25 protein-coding genes and 1 riboswitch are annotated in these 22,596 nt (G+C 55.5%); of the genes, 20 read left to right on the forward strand and 5 right to left on the reverse strand.

Features of this window, described 5'->3' with window-relative positions; genetic code table 11:
* Positions 1–91 precede the first annotated feature (91 nt).
* From SAMA_RS18290 to SAMA_RS18300, 3 genes are all read left to right on the forward strand, one after another.
* Positions 92–970 carry a PfkB family carbohydrate kinase gene (locus SAMA_RS18290; RefSeq protein WP_011761624.1) on the forward strand — a complete coding sequence of 293 codons (879 nt, stop codon included), beginning with the start codon at positions 92–94 and terminating at the stop codon, positions 968–970.
* A gap of 157 nt (positions 971–1,127) precedes the next feature.
* Positions 1,128–1,718 carry a GNAT family N-acetyltransferase gene (locus SAMA_RS18295; RefSeq protein ID WP_049757949.1) on the forward strand — a complete coding sequence of 197 codons (591 nt, stop codon included), beginning with the start codon at positions 1,128–1,130 and terminating at the stop codon, positions 1,716–1,718.
* 36 nt (positions 1,719–1,754) lie between these two features.
* The gene (locus SAMA_RS18300; RefSeq protein WP_011761626.1) at positions 1,755–2,444 is read left to right on the forward strand and encodes an MOSC domain-containing protein; all 690 of its coding nucleotides are present in this window, start codon (positions 1,755–1,757) and stop codon (positions 2,442–2,444) included.
* Positions 2,445–2,557: 113 nt separating this feature from the next.
* Here SAMA_RS18300 and SAMA_RS18305 read toward each other — a convergent pair whose 3' ends face one another.
* From SAMA_RS18305 to SAMA_RS18315, 3 genes are all read right to left on the reverse strand, one after another.
* Positions 2,558–2,935 (reverse strand): hypothetical protein, encoded by a 378-nt coding sequence (locus SAMA_RS18305; protein ID WP_011761627.1) that lies wholly within the window; start codon positions 2,933–2,935, stop codon positions 2,558–2,560.
* A 127-nt stretch (positions 2,936–3,062) separates the two neighbouring features.
* Positions 3,063–4,973 (reverse strand): methyl-accepting chemotaxis protein, encoded by a 1,911-nt coding sequence (locus SAMA_RS18310; RefSeq protein ID WP_011761628.1) that lies wholly within the window; start codon positions 4,971–4,973, stop codon positions 3,063–3,065.
* A 279-nt stretch (positions 4,974–5,252) separates the two neighbouring features.
* Positions 5,253–6,905: an electron transfer flavoprotein-ubiquinone oxidoreductase gene (locus tag SAMA_RS18315; protein ID WP_011761629.1), complete on the reverse strand. Its 1,653-nt coding sequence runs from the start codon at positions 6,903–6,905 to the stop codon at positions 5,253–5,255.
* Between the two features lie 235 nt (positions 6,906–7,140).
* Positions 7,141–7,275, forward strand: a riboswitch (molybdenum cofactor riboswitch).
* Between SAMA_RS18315 and moaA the strand changes: the two genes are divergently transcribed.
* The 13 genes from moaA to SAMA_RS18380 all read left to right on the forward strand — a co-directional run bounded on the left by moaA (position 7,263) and on the right by SAMA_RS18380 (position 16,287).
* A complete protein-coding gene (moaA, locus tag SAMA_RS18320; RefSeq protein ID WP_041409962.1) occupies positions 7,263–8,243 on the forward strand; it encodes a GTP 3',8-cyclase MoaA in 981 nt (326 codons plus the stop codon). (Overlaps the previous riboswitch by 13 nt.)
* A 54-nt stretch (positions 8,244–8,297) precedes the next feature.
* Entirely contained in the window at positions 8,298–8,834 is a 537-nt protein-coding gene (gene moaB / locus SAMA_RS18325) for a molybdenum cofactor biosynthesis protein B (protein WP_011761631.1), read from the forward strand.
* Positions 8,828–9,304 carry a cyclic pyranopterin monophosphate synthase MoaC gene (gene moaC, locus SAMA_RS18330; protein WP_041409963.1) on the forward strand — a complete coding sequence of 159 codons (477 nt, stop codon included), beginning with the start codon at positions 8,828–8,830 and terminating at the stop codon, positions 9,302–9,304. The genes moaB and moaC overlap by 7 nt, the downstream gene beginning before the upstream one ends.
* A gap of 5 nt (positions 9,305–9,309) precedes the next feature.
* Positions 9,310–9,561: a molybdopterin synthase sulfur carrier subunit gene (gene moaD / locus SAMA_RS18335; protein ID WP_011761633.1), complete on the forward strand. Its 252-nt coding sequence runs from the start codon at positions 9,310–9,312 to the stop codon at positions 9,559–9,561.
* Between the two features lies 1 nt (position 9,562).
* Positions 9,563–10,021, forward strand: a complete 459-nt coding sequence (gene moaE / locus SAMA_RS18340; RefSeq protein ID WP_011761634.1) for a molybdopterin synthase catalytic subunit MoaE — start codon at positions 9,563–9,565, stop codon at positions 10,019–10,021.
* 23 nt (positions 10,022–10,044) lie between these two features.
* Positions 10,045–10,833, forward strand: a complete 789-nt coding sequence (modA, locus tag SAMA_RS18345; RefSeq protein ID WP_011761635.1) for a molybdate ABC transporter substrate-binding protein — start codon at positions 10,045–10,047, stop codon at positions 10,831–10,833.
* On the forward strand, positions 10,833–11,510 hold the full coding sequence (gene modB, locus SAMA_RS18350; RefSeq protein ID WP_011761636.1) for a molybdate ABC transporter permease subunit: 678 nt from the start codon (positions 10,833–10,835) through the stop codon (positions 11,508–11,510). Before modA ends, modB begins: the two co-directional genes overlap by 1 nt.
* The gene (locus SAMA_RS18355) at positions 11,494–12,606 is read left to right on the forward strand and encodes an ABC transporter ATP-binding protein (RefSeq protein WP_011761637.1); all 1,113 of its coding nucleotides are present in this window, start codon (positions 11,494–11,496) and stop codon (positions 12,604–12,606) included. The genes modB and SAMA_RS18355 overlap by 17 nt, the downstream gene beginning before the upstream one ends.
* A 69-nt stretch (positions 12,607–12,675) precedes the next feature.
* Positions 12,676–13,038: a YgiW/YdeI family stress tolerance OB fold protein gene (locus SAMA_RS18360; RefSeq protein WP_011761638.1), complete on the forward strand. Its 363-nt coding sequence runs from the start codon at positions 12,676–12,678 to the stop codon at positions 13,036–13,038.
* A gap of 40 nt (positions 13,039–13,078) precedes the next feature.
* Positions 13,079–13,603 (forward strand): PepSY domain-containing protein, encoded by a 525-nt coding sequence (locus SAMA_RS18365; protein WP_011761639.1) that lies wholly within the window; start codon positions 13,079–13,081, stop codon positions 13,601–13,603.
* 19 nt (positions 13,604–13,622) lie between these two features.
* Positions 13,623–14,300 (forward strand): response regulator transcription factor, encoded by a 678-nt coding sequence (locus SAMA_RS18370; RefSeq protein ID WP_011761640.1) that lies wholly within the window; start codon positions 13,623–13,625, stop codon positions 14,298–14,300.
* A gap of 49 nt (positions 14,301–14,349) precedes the next feature.
* Positions 14,350–15,609, forward strand: a complete 1,260-nt coding sequence (locus SAMA_RS18375) for a sensor histidine kinase (protein ID WP_011761641.1) — start codon at positions 14,350–14,352, stop codon at positions 15,607–15,609.
* 3 nt (positions 15,610–15,612) lie between these two features.
* Positions 15,613–16,287 carry a TIGR01621 family pseudouridine synthase gene (locus SAMA_RS18380; protein WP_011761642.1) on the forward strand — a complete coding sequence of 225 codons (675 nt, stop codon included), beginning with the start codon at positions 15,613–15,615 and terminating at the stop codon, positions 16,285–16,287.
* On the opposite strand, the gene SAMA_RS18385 is transcribed toward SAMA_RS18380, so the two are convergent.
* On the reverse strand, positions 16,261–17,442 hold the full coding sequence (locus tag SAMA_RS18385; RefSeq protein ID WP_011761643.1) for a GGDEF domain-containing protein: 1,182 nt from the start codon (positions 17,440–17,442) through the stop codon (positions 16,261–16,263). The genes SAMA_RS18380 and SAMA_RS18385 overlap by 27 nt on opposite strands.
* A gap of 143 nt (positions 17,443–17,585) precedes the next feature.
* On the opposite strand from SAMA_RS18385, the gene SAMA_RS19485 reads away from it, so the two are divergent.
* From SAMA_RS19485 to SAMA_RS18405, 4 genes are all read left to right on the forward strand, one after another.
* A complete protein-coding gene (locus SAMA_RS19485; RefSeq protein WP_011761644.1) occupies positions 17,586–17,753 on the forward strand; it encodes a YqaE/Pmp3 family membrane protein in 168 nt (55 codons plus the stop codon).
* A 141-nt stretch (positions 17,754–17,894) separates the two neighbouring features.
* On the forward strand, positions 17,895–18,749 hold the full coding sequence (locus SAMA_RS18395; RefSeq protein WP_011761645.1) for a LysR family transcriptional regulator: 855 nt from the start codon (positions 17,895–17,897) through the stop codon (positions 18,747–18,749).
* A 33-nt stretch (positions 18,750–18,782) separates the two neighbouring features.
* On the forward strand, positions 18,783–21,089 hold the full coding sequence (locus SAMA_RS18400) for a penicillin acylase family protein (RefSeq protein WP_011761646.1): 2,307 nt from the start codon (positions 18,783–18,785) through the stop codon (positions 21,087–21,089).
* 98 nt (positions 21,090–21,187) lie between these two features.
* Positions 21,188–22,081, forward strand: a complete 894-nt coding sequence (locus tag SAMA_RS18405; RefSeq protein ID WP_011761647.1) for a pirin family protein — start codon at positions 21,188–21,190, stop codon at positions 22,079–22,081.
* Positions 22,082–22,147: 66 nt separating this feature from the next.
* On the opposite strand, the gene SAMA_RS18410 is transcribed toward SAMA_RS18405, so the two are convergent.
* Complete coding sequence (locus SAMA_RS18410; RefSeq protein WP_011761648.1) at positions 22,148–22,543, reverse strand: VOC family protein; 396 nt, start codon at positions 22,541–22,543, stop codon at positions 22,148–22,150.
* Positions 22,544–22,596 lie beyond the last annotated feature (53 nt).

The raw sequence follows: 22,596 nt of genomic DNA on the forward strand, positions 1-22,596 counted from the left end.
GTACGCCAATCCCCCGAGTCATTCACGCCACACTTTGCAGCCCCGCCAAGGGCGGTTACCATCAAACCATGACTGTTTTCGGAACTTCAGCATGGCCAATGTTTTACTGGTAGCCAACCTCAATTGTGACCGCATCTTGTTGCTGGATAAACCACTCACCAGCGGCGGGCGTTTTCATTACCACGATGGGGGCCAACGCCTGGGAGGCGGCGGCGCCAACACGGGGCTGGGGCTGGTATGGGCCGGGCACAGGGTAGCTCTGGTCAGCCAGGTCGGCAGAGATAAGGTGGGCGACTGGCTGCTCGCCGAAACCAGCACTGCCGGTATTGATTGCCACCTCATTTCGCGCCGCCCCGGCAATACCTGCGAGATGTTACTGATGATGACCCCTAACGGCGACCGAACCATCATGCGGCCCCAAAGGCCCATCTTTGAGTTGCCGGTGCCGCCCCGCTGGCAGCGCTGGGACGTGCTCTATATCAACTCGTCTGCCGAAGGCGCCGTCAGCTGGGCCAAAACAGCGCTGGAACATTGTCTGGTGGTTGGACAATTGGCGAAAGACGAACGTCAGCGCCCCTGTCATATCCTGATTACCTCGGCATCGGATCTCGCTGGCAGAGCCTCGGGTGACCTGTGGCAGTATGCCAAAGGCATTGCCGGTGACAGCCTGCAGCATTTTATCGTGACCGATGGCCCCAAAGGGGCGAAGGCCTACAGCGAAACCGGGACTCTGCATGTTCCGGCCAGACCTGCAAACGTGGTGGATACCACAGGGGCTGGTGATGTGTATGCCGCTGGGCTGATCCATGGTTTGGTCTCGGGTCTTGCGCTGCAGCAAGCCATGGAAGAAGCCGCCATTTGGGCAGCAATAGCAGTGGAAAGTGAAAGCTCTACCCCCGGTGAAGCACTTAAAGATCATTTGGCGGAAAAAGAGGCTGAATGTCATACAACTGCAACCAAGTCCCTCTAGTATAAGCCCCGTGAGATGCATGATTTTGGGTTTGCGCTCCTGAACTTCCCATTTGTCAGTTGTTTGCTCGTTATGTCGCCCCGTCCCCCGAACGGGGCTTTTTTTTGCGCAAAGTTTGGTCTATGCCCCTGCGGTGTTTTAGAATTGCCAAAACAGCATGATTAAGCCTTCCGCCGACACTGAGGAACACATGCCCTCCGAACTCTGCCTTGCCCTGACCCCAAGATTGGGATTACGCCGCTTTACTGCAGACGATGCGACTGATTTTTACAACCTGAACAGGGATGCAGAGGTACTCAAATATACGGGGGATCTGCCTTTTGAGAACGCCATTGCTGCCCGGGATTTTATCCTGGGGTATCAGCATTACCGCGACCATGGATTTGGCCGCTGGGCCATACAGCTTCATTCGGGTGAGTTCATCGGTTTCTGTGGTTTGAGGCAGCACGGGGACGCCAGTGTCGACCTGGGATTCAGGTTAATGCGCGATTATTGGGGCCAAGGCCTGGCCGCCGAAGCGGCCAGAGCCGCCATGGTGCTGGCAATCGATAAATATGGCCTGACTGAGCTGATTGCCCGCGCCATGGCGGGTAATGGCGCCAGCATCGCCCTGCTGGGCAAACTCGGATTCACGCCAAAGGCCGGGTTGGATACTCCACCCTGGCTGGGCTTTGCCGCCAATCTAACCCAGGGAGCCCTGGTGGATGACTTGGCTCTGTGGCGCACCGCTGTTACTCTTTCGCCCTAGTCAGGGTTCAGGTTCACAGCAAAGGGGAGCGCGTCATTGTCCGGCACATTCATCACTAAATCTGTCCTCTACTGCGGCGCAGACAGCAGCCAACTCGGCCCGGTATCCAGCGGTATTGCACACAAAAACCGCGCAGCAACACTGCAAGTCACAGAGCAAGGCATTGTGGGCGATGCTCAGGTGGATACCCGCCACCATGGCGGACCAGACAGGGCCGTGCATCATTTTCCCCGGGAACATTACGGTGAATATCGCCGAAGAGACATGTTCCGGGGTTTTGTAGACGCCCCGTCAATGGGTGAAAACATCAGTACCGTTGGCATCACAGAACAAACACTGCATATTGGCGATATTTTGAGCTTCGGCAGTACAGTGCTGCAGGTATCTCAGCCCCGATCTCCCTGTTTTAAACTGGATTTACGCTTCGCCTACCCCGGCTTTGCACTGGCGATGCAATCTCTGGGTAAAAGTGGCTGGTTTTACCGTGTGCTGGCCCCCGGTGAAATCACGGAAAACGATAGTCTGCAGCTGAAAGAACGCCTGTCCGACATCAGTGTGGCAAATGCCATGCAGTGTTATTTCGCACCTGAATTTAACGAAACGGGTTATCGGCGATTGCTGGCGTGCCCGGGCCTCGCCCAAAGCTGGCGTAACAGCCTGGAAAAGCGCCTTGCAAGCGGTAAGATTGAAGACTGGCGCCCGCGCTTGATGGGACCAGGGCAGTAAAGCTACTGTGGTTGTTGGCAGGCAATATCTGCGTGGTGAGCAAGAGCTGACACTGAGTCTTTAAACGCGAAAAAGCCCGGCAATGCCGGGCTTTTAACAGAGAACCTGCTGACTTAGTCCACGTAAGTTGTGTCCCAGTCGCCGTAATTGGCATCACCCGCATAAATGGTCAGCGGCAGATCGCCAAACACACCGCGAATACTCTCAGCAACAGTATTGGCGACTTCGGCCACGCTGCCCTGTCCGGAGAAAAAACTCACAGATACATGGTAGCGGTCGTTGTAATAGGCAATCAGCAGGTCCCAGCCGTTTTCGATTTCCTGGTTGGCCAGTGCTTCATCCAGCGCCTCGAACTTGTCTTCATCGGCCTGAAAGCGAAATTCGATACAGGTTTCAGCCCAAGGCCCCAGCGCCAGCTTCTTCAGGTGACGAGCCTTGTGGTGGGATTTAACTTGTGGCCTTTCCAGCTCCGGGACGGCGATTACTGACATGGTATTTCCTCTGATTTAGTGCCACGACAGGGCACCGATAATTGCAGTAGACCCGGGCAGGTTACGCCACTCTGGCCCGGGTCGCAAGCGCTTGTGTCCAGCGCTGCGAGCCCGGCCCAGCGATGGTTTACACCTTAAAGCGGGCCACCAGCTGATCGAGGCGAGTGGCAAGGGCATTAAGATCTTTACTGGCTCGGGCAGCTGCCTGTGCCGTTGCAGCGGTGCGCTGGGTGATATCGTTAATCTCGGTCACATTGCGGTTAATATCCTCCACGACGGTCGACTGCTCTTCGGTCGCGGCGGCCACCTGAATATTCATGTCGCTGATAAGCCCAATCTGATCGGAAATGCCGCTCAGGGTATTGCTGGCTTCATCCACCGCCGACACCCCTTCCTGGGAGCGGCTGCGGCTCTGGGACATGGCATTGACAGCCCTGGCGGATTCAGATTGCAGCTTGTCTATCATCACCTGTACTTCATCGGTGGAGGCTGCTGTGCGCGATGCCAGATTACGCACTTCGTCGGCCACCACGGCAAATCCACGACCGGCTTCCCCTGCACGGGCCGCCTCAATGGCAGCGTTGAGCGCCAACAGGTTGGTTTGCTCTGAAATCGCGCGAATCACGTCCAGAATACTGCCGATGGACTTGGTGTGGGTGGCCAGGGACTCAATTACTTCACCCACCTGAGACACATCTTTGGAGAGCTGATTGATGGTATCCCGAGCCTGGGTCACCACCTTCTGACCCGAGCCAGAGGCCCGGTCGGCGTCCTTGGCCGCTTCAGCTGCCTGGGCTGCATTCGCTGCAATCTCGTTCACAGTGGCGCCCATCTCATTGATGGCGGTCACCACCTGCATGGTGCGATCTTTCTGGTCCTGACTGTCTTCCAGTGTTTGCTGCGCCTGGCGCGACACATCGATGGCCGATTTGCCGAGCTGCTCGCTGGTTTGGGCCACTTCAATCACAGAGTCCTGGATTTTACTGATAAAGCTGTTAAAGCCACTGGCCAGCTGCGCCAATTCATCTTCACCCTGCACCGGCAAACGCTGACGCAAGTCCCCCTCGCCTTCACCTATGTCACGGAACATACGTGCCACGGCGGCGATAGGCTTACTGACACTGGACGCCACAAAGCCAGACAACACCACAAAGGCGAGCGCAATCAACAAGGTAGAAAATAGAATTTTCAGCGCGGCTTCATCCAGCAGGGCGAACACTTCGGCCTCGGGCACCTGGGCCACCAGGTACCAATCGATGGAGGGCAAATAGCTGCTGGCCACCATCATAGGCTGGCCGTCCACTTCCACTTCCATGTAGTTGAAATCGGCCCTGGACAACAAGCTGCCGCTTTTACCATACAAGGAGTTGAGGGTGGCTTTACGAATTTTGCCAGGATCTGAGTGAAGCTGCACTTCACCCTTGGCATCGACCAGATAGACAAAGCCAGATTCTTCCAGCTTAAAAGACGTGAGCCGCTGAACCATGGCATCCAGCGACTTGGCCAGCCCCGCAAGGCCGCGACCATTGAGCTGCTGATAGTTGATAAACAGCTTCACATCACCGTTGGCTTCGGTAAATACATTCAAACGTTGTTGCACACCACTGCTGCGGTAATCGAAAAACCAGCCATCCTGCTCCGGGGTCAAAATGCGTAAAAAGCCACTCTGGGTGTAGTAGGCACCGGTTTCACGGTCGGCATAGGAGGCCTGTGCCAGCTGGTATTGGCTGGCGACGTCCTGCAACTGGCTCACCACTCGGGACTCATCTTCTGCAGGACGGCCCTGCTCCAGCCATTTGCCCAACATACGGCTGTCGGCCAGCTGCTTGGCAGCGTTAAGCAGGCTTACCATGTCTTTTTCAAGCTCGTTGCGGATACTCAGCATTTTGGCAGGCATTTCCGAGCCCAGCATCCGCTGCTCTACCACGTCTCTGGCGCTGTGCTGCCCCAATAGCCCAACCGCGACGGTGGAAAGGATTACCGCCAGTGAAACGGTAAGCAAAATCTTTTGTTTGATGGTAAGCATGTTTAAGTTCATTGCCTTATTCTTCCTGAAGCTGAGGAAATAGGTACAAATTCTCCCTATGCAGTATTGACCCTAATAAGCGTTTTTTCCGCTCGGTTCAGAAATAATGCATAAAAAGTAATAACGCCGCCCATTGCGGTGACATGGGGGCTGACAGTGGGCACTGAAGAAAAAATGAACTTATGATTTTTAGGCGGCGAATTATGGCGAAAGATTGGGCAATTCGCAATTGCCTGATATAAAAAAGCCGGAGAATTTCTTCTCCGGCCAATGAGTTGCCTACCACCAACTTTACATGTTGGGATAGTTGGGGCCACCGGCGCCTTCTGGCGTTACCCAGGTAATGTTCTGGCTGGGGTCCTTGATATCACAGGTCTTGCAGTGGATGCAGTTCTGGCCGTTGATAACGAACTTCTTTTCACCCGCTTCTTCGACCACTTCATACACACCGGCAGGGCAGTAACGCTGAGCCGGCTCATCAAACCTTGGCAGGTTTACCGCCAGCGGAATGGTGGCATCCTTGAGGCGCAGATGGCAGGGCTGATCTTCCTCATGGAAGGTGTTGGACAAATAGACAGACGAGAGTTTGTCGAAACTCAGCTTACCGTCGGCCTTGGGATAGTCGATTTTGGGGTAATCACTCGCCAGCCCCATTTGGGCGTAATCCGCTTTGTTGTCACGCAGGGTAATGGGTAACTTGCCGCCGAAGATATTCTGGTCGATAAAGTTGAAGGCGCCGCCCAGGAAGGTACCGAACTTGTGCATGGCCGGGCCAAAGTTACGGGAGCGGTGCAGTTCATCACCAAGCCAGCTCTGCTCAAATCGCTCCTGGAAGCAATCCAGATCCTTACCCCCCTCGACCCCAACAAACAGGGCTTCGGCCAGGGTTTCAGCCGCCACTATGCCACTCTTCATGGCGGTATGTGTGCCTTTAATCTTGGCAAAGTTCAGAGTGCCTGCATCACAGCCAATCAGCAAACCACCGGGGAAACTCATCTTGGGCAGAGAGTTCAGGCCACCCTTGGTAATGGCACGGGCGCCGTAAGAGATGCGCTCGCCGCCTTCCAGATACTGGGCAATCACCGGATGGGTCTTGTAACGCTGAAACTCATCGAAGGGGCTCAGGTGCGGATTCTGGTAATTCAGGTCGATAATGAGGCCAACCACCACCTGGTTATCTTCCATATGGTAGAGGAAGCCACCACCGGATGACTTGGACTCGGTCAACGGCCAGCCACCGGTATGCACCACCAGTCCCGGCGTGTGCTTGCCTTCGGGTACTTTCCACAGTTCTTTGAAACCCAGACCGTAATGCTGTGGGGTCTTGCCGTTGTCCAAGTGGAACTTTTCAATCAACTGCTTACCGAGATGACCGCGACAGCCCTCGGCAAACACAGTGTATTTGGCGTGCAGCTCCATGCCGGGCATAAAACTGTCTTTGGGCTCACCATTAGCGCCTATGCCCATGTCACCGATGAGGATGCCTTTAACGCTGCCATCGTCGTTAAACAGGAGTTCACTGGCGGCAAAGCCCGGGAAAATTTCCACACCCAGCTCTTCGGCGCGACCGCCGAGCCATCGCACCAGGTTGCCTACACTAATGATGTAGTTGCCTTCGTTGTGCATGGTTTTGGGCACCATGGCATTGGGCATCAGTTTGCCGTCCTGGGGGGACTTGAGCAGATGGATTTCATCGTGGGTCACGGCGGTATTGAGCGGAGCGCCCGTTTCACGCCAATCAGGGAACAGCTCATCCAGCACATTGGGCTCAAACACGGCGCCCGATAAAATATGTGCGCCGACCTCAGAACCTTTTTCAACCACGCAAACGGTCAGTTCCTTTTCTGCATCACGGCTAATCTGCATTAAGCGGCAGGCTGTCGCCAATCCGGCAGGGCCTGCACCCACGATAACAACATCGAACTCCATGAATTCGCGTTCCATCTTTCACCTCATTCCTGTACTTGTGCCCCCGATGTAAACGGGTGTTTTATATTCTGTAACTCAACCACCTTACCCGAAATCCGCTCGCAGGCACAGTAGATAGCTGAACGGGGCAGTGCAAACCGCCACAATATTCTGAGTGAGCGGCGTCACAATTTGTTCACGGCAGTATGATCCAGACCAATAAATACACGTTTAGAGGTATGGTTCGGTCATGCTTTAGGCCTATAATCCCTCAATGACGGTTCTCCGAGCTCCTGCACCTAAGTCAATGGATATGGTGTTTGAGCCGTGGCGCGGTGCCACCGGGGTGGGGTGCAGAAATGGCTTCACCTCCCGATACTTGGAAAGGTGATCATGTCTCAACTTCAAGACAGCTTTGGTCGTAAGTTTCACTATTTGCGGATGTCGGTTACCGACGTTTGCAACTTCAAATGCAGCTATTGTCTGCCCGACGGCTACCACCCGGATGGTAGGCCGAGTTTTCTGACCCTCAGTGAAATCGAAAATCTGATTGCCGCCTTTGCCAAGGCCGGTACCCGCAAGGTGCGCATCACTGGCGGTGAGCCAACCCTGCGCAAAGATTTTACCGATATCATCCGGGTCATCGCAGACAACCAGGCCATCAGTACCCTGGCCACCACCACCAACGGTTATCGCCTGGAGCAACACGCAAAAGAGTGGTTTGATGCGGGATTACGCCGTATCAATGTGTCGGTGGACAGTCTCGACCCCAGAATGTTTTACCAGATAACGGGTGAAAACAAATTTGATACCGTGATGCGGGGTATTGATGCCGCGCTGAATGCTGGCTTCGAGCGGGTCAAGATTAACGCTGTGCTGCTCAAGGGGCTCAACGATAAAGATTTGCCACGCTTCCTGCACTGGATCAAAAACACTCCCATCGATCTGCGTTTTATCGAGCTGATGGAAACCGGTCTTGGCCGCGATTATTTCCAGGCCCACCATTTGCCCGGTAGCCAAATCAAGCAACAGCTGCTTGCCGATGGCTGGCAGTTGGATGAGCGCGGCGCCGAAGATGGTCCGGCACAAAACTTCAGCCACAGCGATTATCAGGGCCGCATCGGGCTAATCATGCCCTATGAAAAGAACTTCTGCGCCAGCTGTAACCGCCTGCGGGTGTCCGCCAAAGGCAAGCTGCATCTGTGCCTCTTCACTGAGCAGGGGCTGGATCTCAGAGACCTGCTGCAAAGCCCAGAGCAACAACCCGCGCTGCTGGCAAGGCTGGAAGACCAGCTCAGGCTAAAAAAAGAAACCCATTTCCTGCATCAGGGCATTACCGGAGTGACCCAGCATCTGGCGTCCATTGGCGGCTGAATTCAGCCGCTACCCCTGATCTGTTTCAGTTCACCCAGTGCCGAAGGAGACACCATGGGACACTGCCGCGAAACCGAATTCAAACCCCTGAATATTGCTGTGCTGACACTGTCAGACACCCGGGATGAGTCCAACGATACTTCGGGCGCCTTCCTTGCCGATGCCGTTACCGAAGTGGGACACAAGCTCGTTGCCCGGCGCATTATCAAGGATGACAAATATCTCATCCGCGCCCAAATCTCCGCCTGGATAGCCGACCCTGAGGTGCAGGTCATTATCAGCACCGGCGGTACTGGCTTTTCGGGTCGCGACAACACACCGGATGCCGTGATGCCACTCTTTGACAAGGCCATTGAAGGGTTCGGCGAGCTGTTCCGTTACCTGAGTTTCCAGGAGCTCGGCACCTCCACGGTGCAATCCCGCGCCTTGGGCGGCGTCGCCAACGGTACCGCCATTTTTTGCCTGCCCGGCTCCACCGGTGCCTGTCGCACCGCCTGGCGTGGCATACTCAGCGAACAACTGGATGCCCGCCATCGCCCCTGTAATTTTGTTGCCCATCTTAAATCCGCCAAGGAGTTGCCATCATCATGAGTGCGTTTACCCATTTGAGTGACAAGGGCACGGCCCATATGGTGGACGTCACGGACAAAACCGTGACCGAGCGCGAAGCACGCGCCGAAGCTTACATAGAGATGGCCCCGTCCACCCTGGCGATGATCCTCGAAGGCAAGCATCACAAAGGTGACGTATTTGCTACCGCCCGCATCGCCGGAATCATGGCCGCCAAGAAAACCTCCGACCTTATTCCCCTCTGCCACCCGCTTGCCCTGACCAAGGTGGAGGTGGAACTGGAGCCCGAGCCGGAACAGAACCGGGTCAGAATTACCAGTTTGTGCAAGCTGTCAGGAAAAACCGGAGTGGAAATGGAAGCCCTGACCGCCGCCTCTGTAGCCGCGCTGACCATTTACGATATGTGCAAGGCAGTCCAGAAGGACATGGTGATCTCTCAGGTACGTCTTTTGGAAAAACGTGGCGGAAAATCCGGCCACTTCAAGGTGTAACTCATATGATTAATGTGCTTTTTTTTGCTCAGGTACGTGAGCTCTTGGGTGAATCCTCTCTGACACTCGATGCCGGTGAAGGCACGGCAACCGCCGATGCTCTGCGCCAAACTCTGGCAAGTCGCAGCGACAAATGGGCCAGGGTATTAGCCTCTGACAAGCTGCTGGTTGCAGTAAACCAGACCCTGTGCCACTGGCACACGCCCATCAAAGATGGTGACGAAGTGGCCTTTTTCCCGCCGGTCACCGGAGGTTGATATGAGCCAAAACCGCATTCTGGTGCAAACGGCCGATTTCAGTGTGCCCGAAGAATACCAACGCATTGCCGCCGACAATCAGGATGGCGCTGTGGTGACCTTTGTGGGCAAAGTGCGTGACTTCAACGAAGGCAATCAGGTGAGCGACCTGACGTTGGAACACTATCCCGGCATGACCGAAAAAGTGCTGGACCAAATCGCCGACCAGGCCCGCGAACGTTGGCCGCTGAATCACCTGACCATCATTCACAGGGTCGGCACCATGCACCTGGGTGAGCAAATCGTGTTTATTGGTGTCAGCAGCGCCCATCGCAAAGCGGCATTCGCTGCCTGCGAATTCCTGATCGACTTTCTCAAGACCAAGGCCCCCTTCTGGAAACTGGAAACCAGTGACAAGGGCCAGGGCTGGGTCGAGGCCCGCGATGCCGACGATCAGGCCGCCAAGGCTTGGGAGCAATAAACAACCCCCGCGAAGGACCGAAGATGATGTTAATGCGTCTGCTTGTACTGCTTACCCTGCTGGCGTCAGGTGCATTGGGATTTGCCCGTGCCGATACGGTCACAGTGGCGGCGGCAGCCAACATTAAGTTTGCCATGGAAGACATAGTCCGCGGTTTTGAGCAACACTCTGGGCATAAACTCAGGGTCAGTTACGGCTCATCGGGGAACTTTGCTTCTCAGCTGCGCCACGGCGCCCCATTCGAGCTGTTTCTTTCCGCCGACGAGCAGTATGTAAGCCGGCTGCAAGAGGCAGGCGTGGTGCAAGACAAGGGCGTTATCTACGCCTATGGCCGGTTGGCTTTGGTGGCAGCCAAATCCTCGCCGCTGACGCTGGACAATGAGTTTGACGGTTTGCGGCAACTTCTGAAAACCGGCGAGCTCAAGCGCTTTGCACTGGCCAATCCGGATTTAGCCCCCTATGGCGAACGAGCCAAGGCCCTGCTGCAACAGGCAGGTCTGTGGGATGCCATTAAAGACAAATTGGTGCTGGGAGAAAACGTGTCCCAGGCGGCGCAATTTGCGATTTCCGGCTCGGCTCAGGGCGGCATAGTGGCACTGTCGCTGGCGGTAGCGCCCCAGTTTCGTGCCAAGGCCAATTACCTCCCTATCCCGGAAGACCAGCATCAACCACTGGCACAGCGCATGGTGCTATTGCCCGGAGCGTCTGCCGCCGCCAATGCATTTTATGTGTATTTACAGGGTGACGAGGCACGTAAAGTCTTCGCCGACTATGGTTTCTCACTGCCACCAAAGGCACACGGAGCGCCCTGATGGATTGGCAGTCGCTTTGGCTCTCAGGCAAACTGGCGCTGGTGACAGTGCTAATCCTCCTGCCACTGTGCGTATTTGCCGGACGCGCCCTTGCCTACCATCAGTTCCGCGGTAAAAGCCTGATTGAGGCTCTCATCATGGTGCCACTGGTATTGCCCCCTACAGTGGTAGGTTACTACCTGCTGGTCAGCTTCGGCAGCGAGAGTTGGCTCGGCCAATGGCTCAGAAATACCTTCGGCATTGAGCTGGTGTTCCATTTCTCTGGTCTGGTACTGGCATCAATCTTGGTCAATATCCCCTTTGCCTTGCAGCCCATACAGCGGGCCTTCGAAGCCATTCCCGTGGATGTTCGCGACGCGGCTGCCTGTTGTGGCATGAGTAAAAGTAAAATCCTCACCCGTATTGAACTGCCGATGATCTGGCCCGGCCTGGTCACGGCGTTGGTGCTCACCTTCTCCCATGTACTGGGAGAATTTGGTGTGGTGCTGATGATGGGTGGCAATATCAGCGGCGAAACCAAAACCATCTCCATCGCCATCTACGACAGCGTCCAGGCGTTTGACTTTGATGCCGCCGGGATCATGTCACTTATCCTGCTGCTTTTTGCCATCAGTGCCCTGGCGCTGACGACCAGTCTTTCTCGTCGAATGGGAGGTCAGCATGAGCGGCAGCACTGAGCTTCGGGTCCAGATTAGGCAAACCAAAGGCATACGTATCGAGGCCGATTTTAGCTGCCGTGCCGGTGAATTTTTGGCTGTGGTTGGGCCTTCGGGGGGCGGCAAAACCACGCTGCTCAGGATGATTGCCGGGCTCGCCAAACCCGAGAATGGCAGCATTCGCTGCGGCAAACGCATCTGGTTTGACAGTGATGAGGGCATTCACTGTTCACCCCAGAATCGGCATATAGGTTTTGTCCCCCAGCATTTTGGCTTGTTTCCCAAACTCAGCGCCCTTGGCAACATCATGGCTGCCCTGGACCATCTGCCCAGCCAAGAACGCAGGCCCAGAGCCTTGGCTGCGCTTGAAAAGGTTAATCTGCATGGTTTGACCGATCGCCTGCCTTCTCAGCTTTCCGGCGGCCAAAAACAGCGCGTTGCACTGGCAAGAGCACTGGCGCGGGAACCCAGGGTATTACTGCTGGACGAGCCCTTCTCAGCCGTCGACCGTGAAACCCGGGAACGCCTTTATCTGGAACTGGCCAGACTCAAGGCAGAACTCAATATTCCGGTGATTATGGTCACCCACGACCTGAATGAAGCCTTGCTGCTTGCCGACAGTATGCTGCTGATTAGTCAGGGACATATGCTGCAACACGGCACGCCACAGGACGTCTTTTCCCGCCCCCGAAACGAAGCCGTAGCCCGGCAAATGGGACTGCGAAATATCTTCAATGCCCATGTCGTCGCCCAGGACTGTGCCAAGGGGGTGACCTGGCTGAAATTCGGTGACCGCCTGATTGCCTCCGACAGCCTGCCCCGCGTCAACATTGGCGACAAGGTGCGCTGGGTGATCCCCAATCAGGGAATACGCTTCAACTCCATTGCCAGCGGCCGTTTGTGTCGCAGTTTCAATATCCTGCCAATCCATATCGACAATATGCTCACCCTGGGAGAATCGGTTCGACTTGAAGCCAGTGTTCAGGACTCCGGAGAAAGACTCAACGTCGAGATCCCGTTGCATTTGGCTCACAAGTTGGCGCTGACCCAAGGCGCCGCCACCGAGGTAGCACTCAAGTCAGATCAGGTGCACATCCTGGAGATGATCAAAGCTTAATCTTGCCGCCACCCTCATTTCAGTCCCAAGCCGTTAGACTGCTGCCATAGTCTGAAATGAGGAGTGCCCATGCGTATCATAATGCCATTGGTTCTGGCGCTGGGGCTGATTACAGCCACGGCCACTGCCCTCACCCATGCGGCCAATGCCGAGCAGGCTGCCCGCCAGGTAAGTAACACCCATGACGCCCTCAAGGCCGCCGATGGCGCCCGGGCGATACTGAATGGCCAACTGGTTAAACGTTTGGACAACGAGCACTTTGTACTGCGTGACGCCAGCGGTGAAATCAAAGTGGAAATCGACCCGGTTTTACTGCGCACCCTGACTCTGAGCGACCAGACTCAGGTCGAGCTCAGGGGCAAAATCGACAACGGCTGGCGCGGCCCGGAAGTGGAGATAGACAGCATCCGCGTGGTGACATCGCCGGGATAGTCTTTTAGGATACCGACACTGGTTTTTTACGGAGGCATCAATGAGATATTGGTTGCTTGGAGCAATGATGGTGACAGCCGGCGCCTCGGCCAACACCAGTTTGTTCAACTTGCTCAATACGGGTGACAGAGTCAACCCTGTGGCCATGATGGAAAGGGTGGAGACAGACCATCCCGGCTATATCGCCGATTTTGAGCTTGATGTGCAGGACGGAGAACTCAGATATGAGTTCGACGTGATCAATGCCGATGAAAACACCCTTACAGAGCTGACCTTTCGCGCCGCCGATGGCACACTGGTGCTGCAACGCAACAGTAAGCTGGAAGCCGATGACCACGACGAGCTGGAAGCGGTAAAGCTGCTCGACCGCAAGCAACTGCGTTTTTCCGAACTGGTGCGCATGGCCAGCGATCAGCACGAAGGCAAGTTGATGGGCGCCCAGCTGGAGCACGATCTGGGGATCAGCTACCTTGAATTCAAAATGGTGGATGAAAACGGCAAGCGCAAACACGCCTTTGACATCCAAAAGCTTAAACCCTTGCCAATGCTGCAATGGGAACGCTGAGCCACACTAAGGAGCAACAGTGAAAATCCTTTTGGTTGAAGACGACAACACCACTTCAGAATACATAGTCAAAGGTTTTTCCGAACAGGGACACAATATTGAAGCGGCCGCCGATGGTCACCAGGGCCTGTTGCTGGCCACCAGCAACCAGTATGACCTGATTATTCTCGACCGCATGCTACCCGGTCTCGATGGGCTGGCACTGCTGGCGGCGCTGCGTGCCAACGCCAATCAAACCCCGGTGCTTATCCTTTCAGCCTTGTCCAACGTGGACGAGCGGGTAAAGGGCCTGCGCAGCGGCGGCGACGATTATATGACCAAGCCTTTCGCCTTCTCAGAGCTTCTGGTGCGCGCCGAAATTCTGGTGTCCCGGGGGCAAACCGCGCCGGTGCAGACACACCTGCAAGCGGGCCCACTGGAAATGGAGCTGCTCACCCGCAACGTGACTCTCGATGGCCACGAGCTGATGCTGCAACCCAAAGAGTTTCAACTGCTCAAGTACCTGATGGAACACCCTAATCAGGTCATAAGCCGTACCCTGTTGTTCGAGGCTGTGTGGGATTATCACTTCGATCCGCGCACCAATGTGATCGACGTACATATCGCCAAACTCAGACGCAAGTTTGAAGAGCTGGGCTACGGCGAGCTGATAGAAACAGTCCGGGGAGCGGGTTATCGTCTTCGCCAAAGGCATTAAGCCTCACCAAAGCTCCATTTGGGGCATCACCCTGATATTTACCGCGCTGGTGACCCTGATCACCGGCGCTTTGCTGTTCACCCTGTACCGTCAGTTGGTCACAGAGCAGCAGTATCAGATAGAACAGCATCTGGAAACTGAAAAGCAGCGCTATATTCAACTGGCCCAAACCGTTGACCGGCGAAGCTTTGCCGCCCAAATACGGGCAGCCGATCCCAAATCCGTATTGGTGGCCTGGCGCAACAGCTTCGACATAGTCGGTTCCCTGAGTCTGATGCCGGAAGATATTCCCCTGCTGCCGGAAACGGTGGAGTTTCCCATTCTGACCGGCGGCCCGGACAAGCTGCACATACTCACAGGTGGCCTCGTTATCACCCGCTACGGGCCTGTGCTTATCGCCACCCGTACCGACCAACTGGCGACCCTGATTAAGAAATTTCTGCGGGCTGCCGTGACCACCATGACCCTGACCATAGTGCTGACCATGGCCCTGGGATATCTGTTTTCCAAAGCCATTCTGCGCCGCTTGGTGCAATACAACCGGCTGGCACAGCGCATCGAGCGCGGCCACTACGATACCCGACTGCCGGTGAGTTGGCGTCAGGATGAATTCGATATGCTGGCGCGCCAGTTTAACCGGGTACTGGACACCCTCGAAGCCAACCTCCAGGCAGTGCGCGGGGTAACCGACAATATCGCCCACGACCTGCGCACCCCGCTGTCTCACCTTCGCATCGGGCTGGAACAACTGAGAGATAAGCCCCAGGAAGAACGCGCAGATAAAGCCGAGCAGTTGATCGAAGAGCTGGACTTTTGTCTCGCCACCTTCGATGCCATGTTGTCTTTGACCCGTATCGAAGAAGGGCAGCAACAGCTGGATTTGCAACAGTTAAGTCTGTCGCAGTTGTGTGCCGATTTGGTGGAAATGGCCGAATTGCTGGCCGAAGAGCGCGGTCAAACCCTCAGTCTGGAACTCGGCCGTGAATGCACGCTGCAGGGCGATAAGCATTTGTTGTTTCAAGCGCTGTTTAATCTGGTGGACAACGCCATCAAGTACGCAGGTGACGGCGCGGCAATCAGCATCAGCCAGAATGGCCGAGAAGTGGTGATTGCCGACAATGGTCCCGGGATCCCGCCGGAAAGCCGTGAGCGGGTGTTCGAGCGCCTGGTGCGACTCGACCCCAGCCGTCATCATCAGGGCACGGGGCTTGGCCTGTCTATGGTGAAGGCGATATTATCGCGCCATCAGGCCCATATACGCCTCGAAGACAACCAACCGGGTCTGAGAGCCGTCATCGAGTTTCAATAAGTTATGTATCGCATCATCGCCGACGAGACGGACTTTCTCGTTATCGACAAGGCACCGGGCGTGCACTTTCACAGCCAGGATGGCAGCGCCGGTGTAGTGGCGCAGGTTGAATCCGATTTGGGGATAGATCTCTACCCCGTGCATCGATTGGACACCCTCACCTCTGGCCTGATCATACTGGCCAAATCCAGTGCCGCTGCAGCAGACTTTACCGAGCTGTTCAGCCGTCACGGGGTGCAGAAATACTATCTGGCGCTTGCCAAAGGCAAGCCAAAGAAGAAACAGGGCAAGATTGCAGGTGATATGGCCAAGTCACGCCGCAGCCAATACAAGTTACTGCGGACCATGGAAAACCCGGCCGTCACCCAATTTTTCTCTGCCTCGGTGGCCGAGGGATTAAGGGCCTACCTGCTCAAGCCCCTCACCGGAAAAACCCATCAGCTCAGAGTGGCTCTGGCAAGCCTGGGCACCCCCATACTCGGTGATACCCTTTACGGAGGCGAGAGCTCAGACAGGGGGTATTTGCACGCCTGGCAACTGGAGTTCCAATTTCGAAGTCGGGATTACCGTTTTGAAAGTAAGCCCTCGGTGGGCGAAGCCTTCTGTTCAGACACCTTATCACAACAGCTCAAAAACGACTGGTGCAATCCATCAGACCTGGAGTGGCCCGGCCGCTGAGTCCATCACGCAGTTGCGGCCACCTGCCTTGGCCTGATACATGGCGTGGTCGGCTGCCGAAATCAGCTGAGAGACACTCATCCCATCCACCATCGCGGCGCAGCCAAAACTTGCGCTCAATACCACTTCATCGTCATCCCAGCGCAGCGCCGTTGCAGCCAGACTCTCTCTCAGTTTTTCGGCCACCAGATGTGCCTGCTTAATGCCGACACCGGATAAAATAACCAGAAACTCCTCGCCGCCAAAACGGCATAACATATCGGTTTCTCTGAGACTATGGCTTAATATCAGCGCCGCTTGCCGCAGCGCCGCATCACCGGCCTGATGCCCGAGCTTATCGTTGATTTTTTTGAAGTGATCCAAATCCAGCAACACGATGGCAAATGGTTCTCGCCCCTTCTGCCAGCGCAGGTTGAGCTCTCTTAGCCTCAGTTCTGCGCTGCGACGATTCCACAGACCTGTCAGCATGTCTCTGTCCGCCAGCACCCTGATTTTTTGCACCAGGCGGGTAAGGGCATTGCCCATGGCAACGACATTGATACTGAGGCTGAGCACCAGATAAAACCACAGCATGGGCACAGCTTCAGCGGTATGGATGGAAATAAAACGGGCTTCTGCATCTTCCTGGGTCATGATAAGACCGAGCCGCACTAAAAACAGCACAGCCGCCAGTATCAATGGCATCACCAGCAGCAAGGTGATGTTATGGCCGACACTGGGCAGAAGTCCCTTGTAGGTTGATTCACCCAAACGTACAAACAAGAGGGCCGCCGCCAGCGAGAACACGATGCCGAGATAATGCTGTGACTCCACCGAAGGCGGTACCATCAGCATGGCAAATATCACCACAGCCAACAGCAACAGCTCAGGCTTGTAGTTTATTGGTAGTCGAAACAGGAATACTGTGCCAAAGCGCATCATGATGATGCCGGCAATGAGGCTTAAATCGGCGCCGAACCAAGTGATATAGCTCGCCCCCTCCGTGCGTAACGCATTGAGAATCAGCCCCAACATCAACAATCCATTGGCCACCGCGTACTGGCGACATGCCTTTGGCGCTATGCGTAATGGGCCCGCCAGCAGAGCCCAGGCTGCGGCACAGGCGGCCGTCAACAGCACTATGACCTCAATGAGGATCTCAGCTTGGATGTCCATTAAACCCCGAGAGTTTTTATTTTTTTTTTAGTGGCGTTACTATAGCCGTCGTAAGGGGAGAATGTCAGTTTTTTGTCCGACAAGTCTTGCCATTTTTCGGCCCAGTTGCGAAGTTAGCCAGGTAGTCCAAGCAAGGAGATCTTATGGATACCAATAAACTACTGCTGGTGATCATCGCCATATTGCTGCCTCCCGTGGCGGTATTTTTAAAAGAAGGTGCGGGAAAGCATCTGCTGATCAATATTATTTTGTGTCTGTTTTTCTGGGTTCCCGGCCTGTTGCACGCCCTGTGGGTCGTAACTAAAAGCTAAAACACCCTCAAATGCACTGTGAGATGACAGCCCCGTAGCGGGGCTTTTTTATGGATGAATTTAGTTAATCCAATTTGTGGACATTCGCTGTCTAAGAAAGCATTATTTCTTTTATGAATTTTTTTTATTCATCTATAAACCATGTTTGCTCATCTGCCTTCTCTCAACGGTTTACGGGTTTTCGAAGCAGCGGCCCGTCATCTGAGCTTTAAACTCGCGGCCAAGGAGCTTGAGCTCACACCGACCGCTGTATCACATCAAATCCGCAATCTGGAAGCGCAGCTGGAGATTCAGCTGTTTATTCGCCACACCCGGGCGGTGGAGCTCACAGCTGCGGGGCAAACATTATTTGATACCAGTCGCCAGGTTCTGCGCCAAATAGAACAGACTCTGACCAATCTTGGGGTCGGCGACGAAACCGACATCCACATCAGTGCGCCCCACGGTTTTGCGGCCCTGTGGCTGGCACAGCGTTTACCTTACTTTCAGCGCAGATTTCCCGAAGTGCGGGTGTCAGTCAGCCAATCGGATGCCCCCGATACCCAGAGCGGACATGTTGCCATTGTCCCCGCAGCCTCACCCCAAGATGCTACCCTGCCGGAGTACTTTGGCATTTACGCCAGCCCCGCCTATTTGTCCCGCAAACACTCACAGCAAACACTGATGCATGTGCGCCGTCATACTGGTGTCACACAAATCAACTGGGATAGTTGGCAGAAAGAGTACGGCAAGTTCAAAGAAGCCCAGCTTATCGAGTTTGATCGTGAAGACCAGCTGGTACAGGCCTGCCTCGCCGGGCAAGGACTGGCACTGACCAGCTCCCTATTGGTGTCATCACTGGTGGAAAAAGGCTGGTTGAAATCTTGTCTGCCAGACAAGACTCTGCCGGGCTCCGGCTACAACATCCGTCTGCAGCAGGACTCCCACAAAAAGCGCCAAATTCAGCAATTTACAAGCTGGCTGGACGAGCAAATCGGCACAGATGCCGACCAATAACCGCCGTGGCAATGACTATCAAGGAAGAACCCCATGTTAAAAGCCATCAAATGGGCACTGCTGCTGGTATTCGTGGTGTGCGCCAGTCTGTATTTCGCCTTTCGCGCCAGTCTGCCTGAACTCAGTGGCAACACTATCGCCCCAGGGCTGGAGCAGGCTGTCGACATCGAGCGCGATACTCTGGGTACGGCCATCATTCGGGCTCAAAGCCGACGCGACGCAGCCTTTGGGTTGGGCTATGCCCACGGACAGGACAGATTTTTTCAGATGGATTTGCTGCGCCGCAACTCAGCTGGCGAGCTGGCCGAGCTCTTTGGCGATGGGGCGCTGACCCTTGATGAGCGCCACCGCTTTCACCAATTCAGAAAGCGTGCCCGGGCGCTGCTGTCGCGCCTGCCTGCAAAAGACAGAGCCGTGCTGGAAGCCTATAGCCTCGGCGTCAATCAGGCACTGTCGCAGCAAACCCTGCCCAGTTTTGAGTACCTGCTGAGCGGTGGTGAAATCACGCCCTGGCAACCCGAAGACAGCCTGCTGACTATCTTCTCCATGTATCTGGATTTACAGGGGAACACGGTTGAACGTGAACTGGTACTGGAGCGCATCAAACAGCTTTATGGTAATGAAATGCTCGCCTTCGTCAGCCAGAACGATCCTATTCAGGCAGCATTGGACGGCAGTACCTTACCCACCCAGGCAATGGTGGCGCCCACCTTATCGGCCACCGCGCTCGATAGAGCACAGCAAAGCCCCATTGGCAGCGAACTCGATGCCTTTGTTAAGGGCAGCAACAACTGGGCGGTCACGGGTCAACTTACCCAGTCCGGACACGCCATGCTGTCGGATGATATGCACCTCGGCCTCGCGGTCCCCATTATCTGGTACAGAGCCCAACTCAATTACCGCCATCAAGGCGGTGAAACCGGCGAGCGCGACATTCAGGTCACAGGTGTGAGCCTGCCAGGCGCTCCTGTGATTGTGGTGGGCACCAATGGTCGTATCGCCTGGGGCTTTACCAACGGCTATATCGACACTGCAGACTGGATTGAGCTGGACGGCAACGAAGAAACAGAGATCGTCACAGAACAGCTCAAAAGCAAAGGCACGGGTAAAGAGATGGCGCTCAAGTTATCCCGCTTTGGCCCGGTAAAACGCCTCGGCGACAAAGACTATGCGCTGTCCTGGGTGGCCCACGGCGACTTTGCCATTAACCTCAACCTGATGCATCTGGAAACCGCCACCCACGTGGATGAGGGACTTAAACTCACCCGGCACACGGGGATCCCGGTGCAGAACATGCTGATAGTGGATGAGGCCGGTAATGCGGCCTGGCGCCTGACCGGTGCCATTTCGGCGCGGGATAACCCGACTCAAACTGCACAGTCAGCCGATGGCTGGCAAGCCGATAGGTGGGCAGTACCTGCTGAAGATGTGCCCGTTGTCAGTAACCCCGCCAATCAACGGCTATGGAGCGCCAATAGCCGTGTGCTGTCGGTATCAGACACCCAACGCTTCGGCGATGGCGGTTACGCCATCGCCAGTCGTGCTGCGCAAATTCGCGATACCCTGCAGACCAAAGACAGTTTCGACGAGCGGGACTTTCTCGCGATGCAACTGGATAACCGGGCGCTGTTTCTTGCTCCCTGGCATCAGCTGTTGACCGACACACTGGAAAAGCAACAGGATGAATTTGCGGATGACCTCAAGGCGCTGGCCAGTTGGGGCGGCTGTGCCTGCAGCGATTCGGTGGGCTACCCCCTGGTAAACAGTTTCCGTATTCGGGTCATGGACAGCCTGTTTGCCCCGTTGCAAACCCGCCTCGCCGAAGAAGGTCTCAGCCTGAGCAAAATCAAGGGGAATCTGGAAGTGTCCGTATGGCAATTGCTCCGCCAACAGCCAGAATCCTGGCTTCCCGAGAAAATGGCCGACTGGGACAGCTACCTGCTGCAGATTTACCGCCATAATCGGGCTGAACTGCTAAGCCGCCATTCTCAAGCAGGTAAGCTTGCCGATCTCAATTGGGGCAAGGTTAACGCGCTCAAAATACAGCACCCTTTCAGCAAGCAGATCCCGCTGTTGGCGCCGCTGTTGGACATGCCACAGGTGCCGGGTTTTGGAGGCCACTTCGAACCCGCAGTACAAAGCTCAGGCTTTGGCGCCTCCCAGCGTCTTATCGTGCAGCCGGGGCGCGAATCCAATGGCATCCTGATGGTACCGGGCGGTCAATCGGGCCATCCGTTATCGCCCTATTACCGCAGTGGCTTTGACGATTACGCCAATCACAGGCCAACACCCTTACTGCCTGGCGAGGTAAAACACATGCTGCGTTTATCCCCGCAGTAAACCAAATCAACAGGAACGCCTGCCAACTGGCCCGATGATTTGCCAAAACCGTGGAAATGTTCGAGTCTGAGTAAACAAGATTCAACAGGGCATTAGCCATGGAAACAGAAGCAACGCAGCCAGTCACAGAGCGACTGCTCCCCAGAACCAGCGACGTTGGTGGCATACCTGTGGCCAGGGCCATTCCCCAAAAGGCCAGACGCCTGATCGGTCCCTGGTGTTTTTTGGACCATCTCGGCCCAATTTCAGGCCCGGCAACCGTGAATGTGGGTGAGCACCCGCACACGGCACTGCAAACCTTCACCTGGATGATGGCAGGTGAGATATTGCACCGCGACAGCCTCGGCAGTGCTCAGGTGATACGACCCGGCCAGGTGAATCTGATGACGGCAGGCCATGGTATCGCCCACACCGAAGAGTCTTTGCCAAATCAGACCCATCTGCACGCCGCTCAGTTTTGGATAGCGCTGCCTGCTGCCCACAAGGACACAGCACCCAGGTTCGATCATTATCCCACACTGCCCCGTTGGCAGGATGCCGGGGCAAATTTCACCCTGCTGGTAGGTGACTGGGGCAATCATCGCTCGCCGGTGCTGCACTTCTCACCCATATTGGGGCTGGAGATTTTCCACAGTGCCGACACAGGGGCGCCTGTGACCCTGACGTTGCCCCTCGAGCCAACATTCGAGTACGGGCTCATGCCACTGGAGGGCAGCTTCCAGTTGGCAGGCGAGAGCTTCAGCGATAACCAGCTGGCGTTTGTGAACAGGGGCGAGACATCAGTGACCATCCGCTTGCAGGCAGGATGCCGCCTGCTGCTTATCGGTGGTGAGCCCTTAACCGATGACATCACTATCTGGTGGAACTTTGTTGGTCACAGCAAAGCCGACATCGCAGAGGCCCAAGCACAGTGGCTTGCACAGGATCCCCGCTTCGGACCTGTCACCGGTTATCAGGGGCAACGCCTGGAGCCGCCACCCATCCCCTGGTGACACGTCTTTTGGCTGCAAGATATAAAAAGACCGCCGAATGGCGGTCTTTTTACATTGGGTCAGAGCTTATTCCGGCGTATGGCAGACCGCTTCCACATTGTTGCCATCGGGGTCCAGCAGAAACGCACCAAAATAATGCTCATGGTAGATGGGCCTTAAACCGGGAGCGCCGTTGTCTTTACCTCCAGCAGCCAGGCCTGCAAGGTAAAACCCGGCCACCGCAACACGGTTTGGCGCCACAAAAGCGGTGTGCCTGGGCGAAGCCGGCTCACGGCTTTCAATCACCCAGAAAATGGGTTTTCCTTCGGGACCAAAGGCGCACATGCGTCGGGTCGGCCAGGTTGGATCCCAACTGGTCGCCTCTTCAAACAACAGTGGGTAAGCCAGGGGCGCAAAGGCGGCGCTATAAAAGTCGCGGGTGGCGATGTAGTCGGTGGCGTAGGTACTCAGATGGTCAATCATCTCTGGGGTTCCTTGCTGAGGCAAATAGTGGCAGTGTGTCGAGCGCACAAGTT

It is taken from the genome of Shewanella amazonensis SB2B (assembly GCF_000015245.1).
Lineage (GTDB): Bacteria > Pseudomonadota > Gammaproteobacteria > Enterobacterales > Shewanellaceae > Shewanella > Shewanella amazonensis.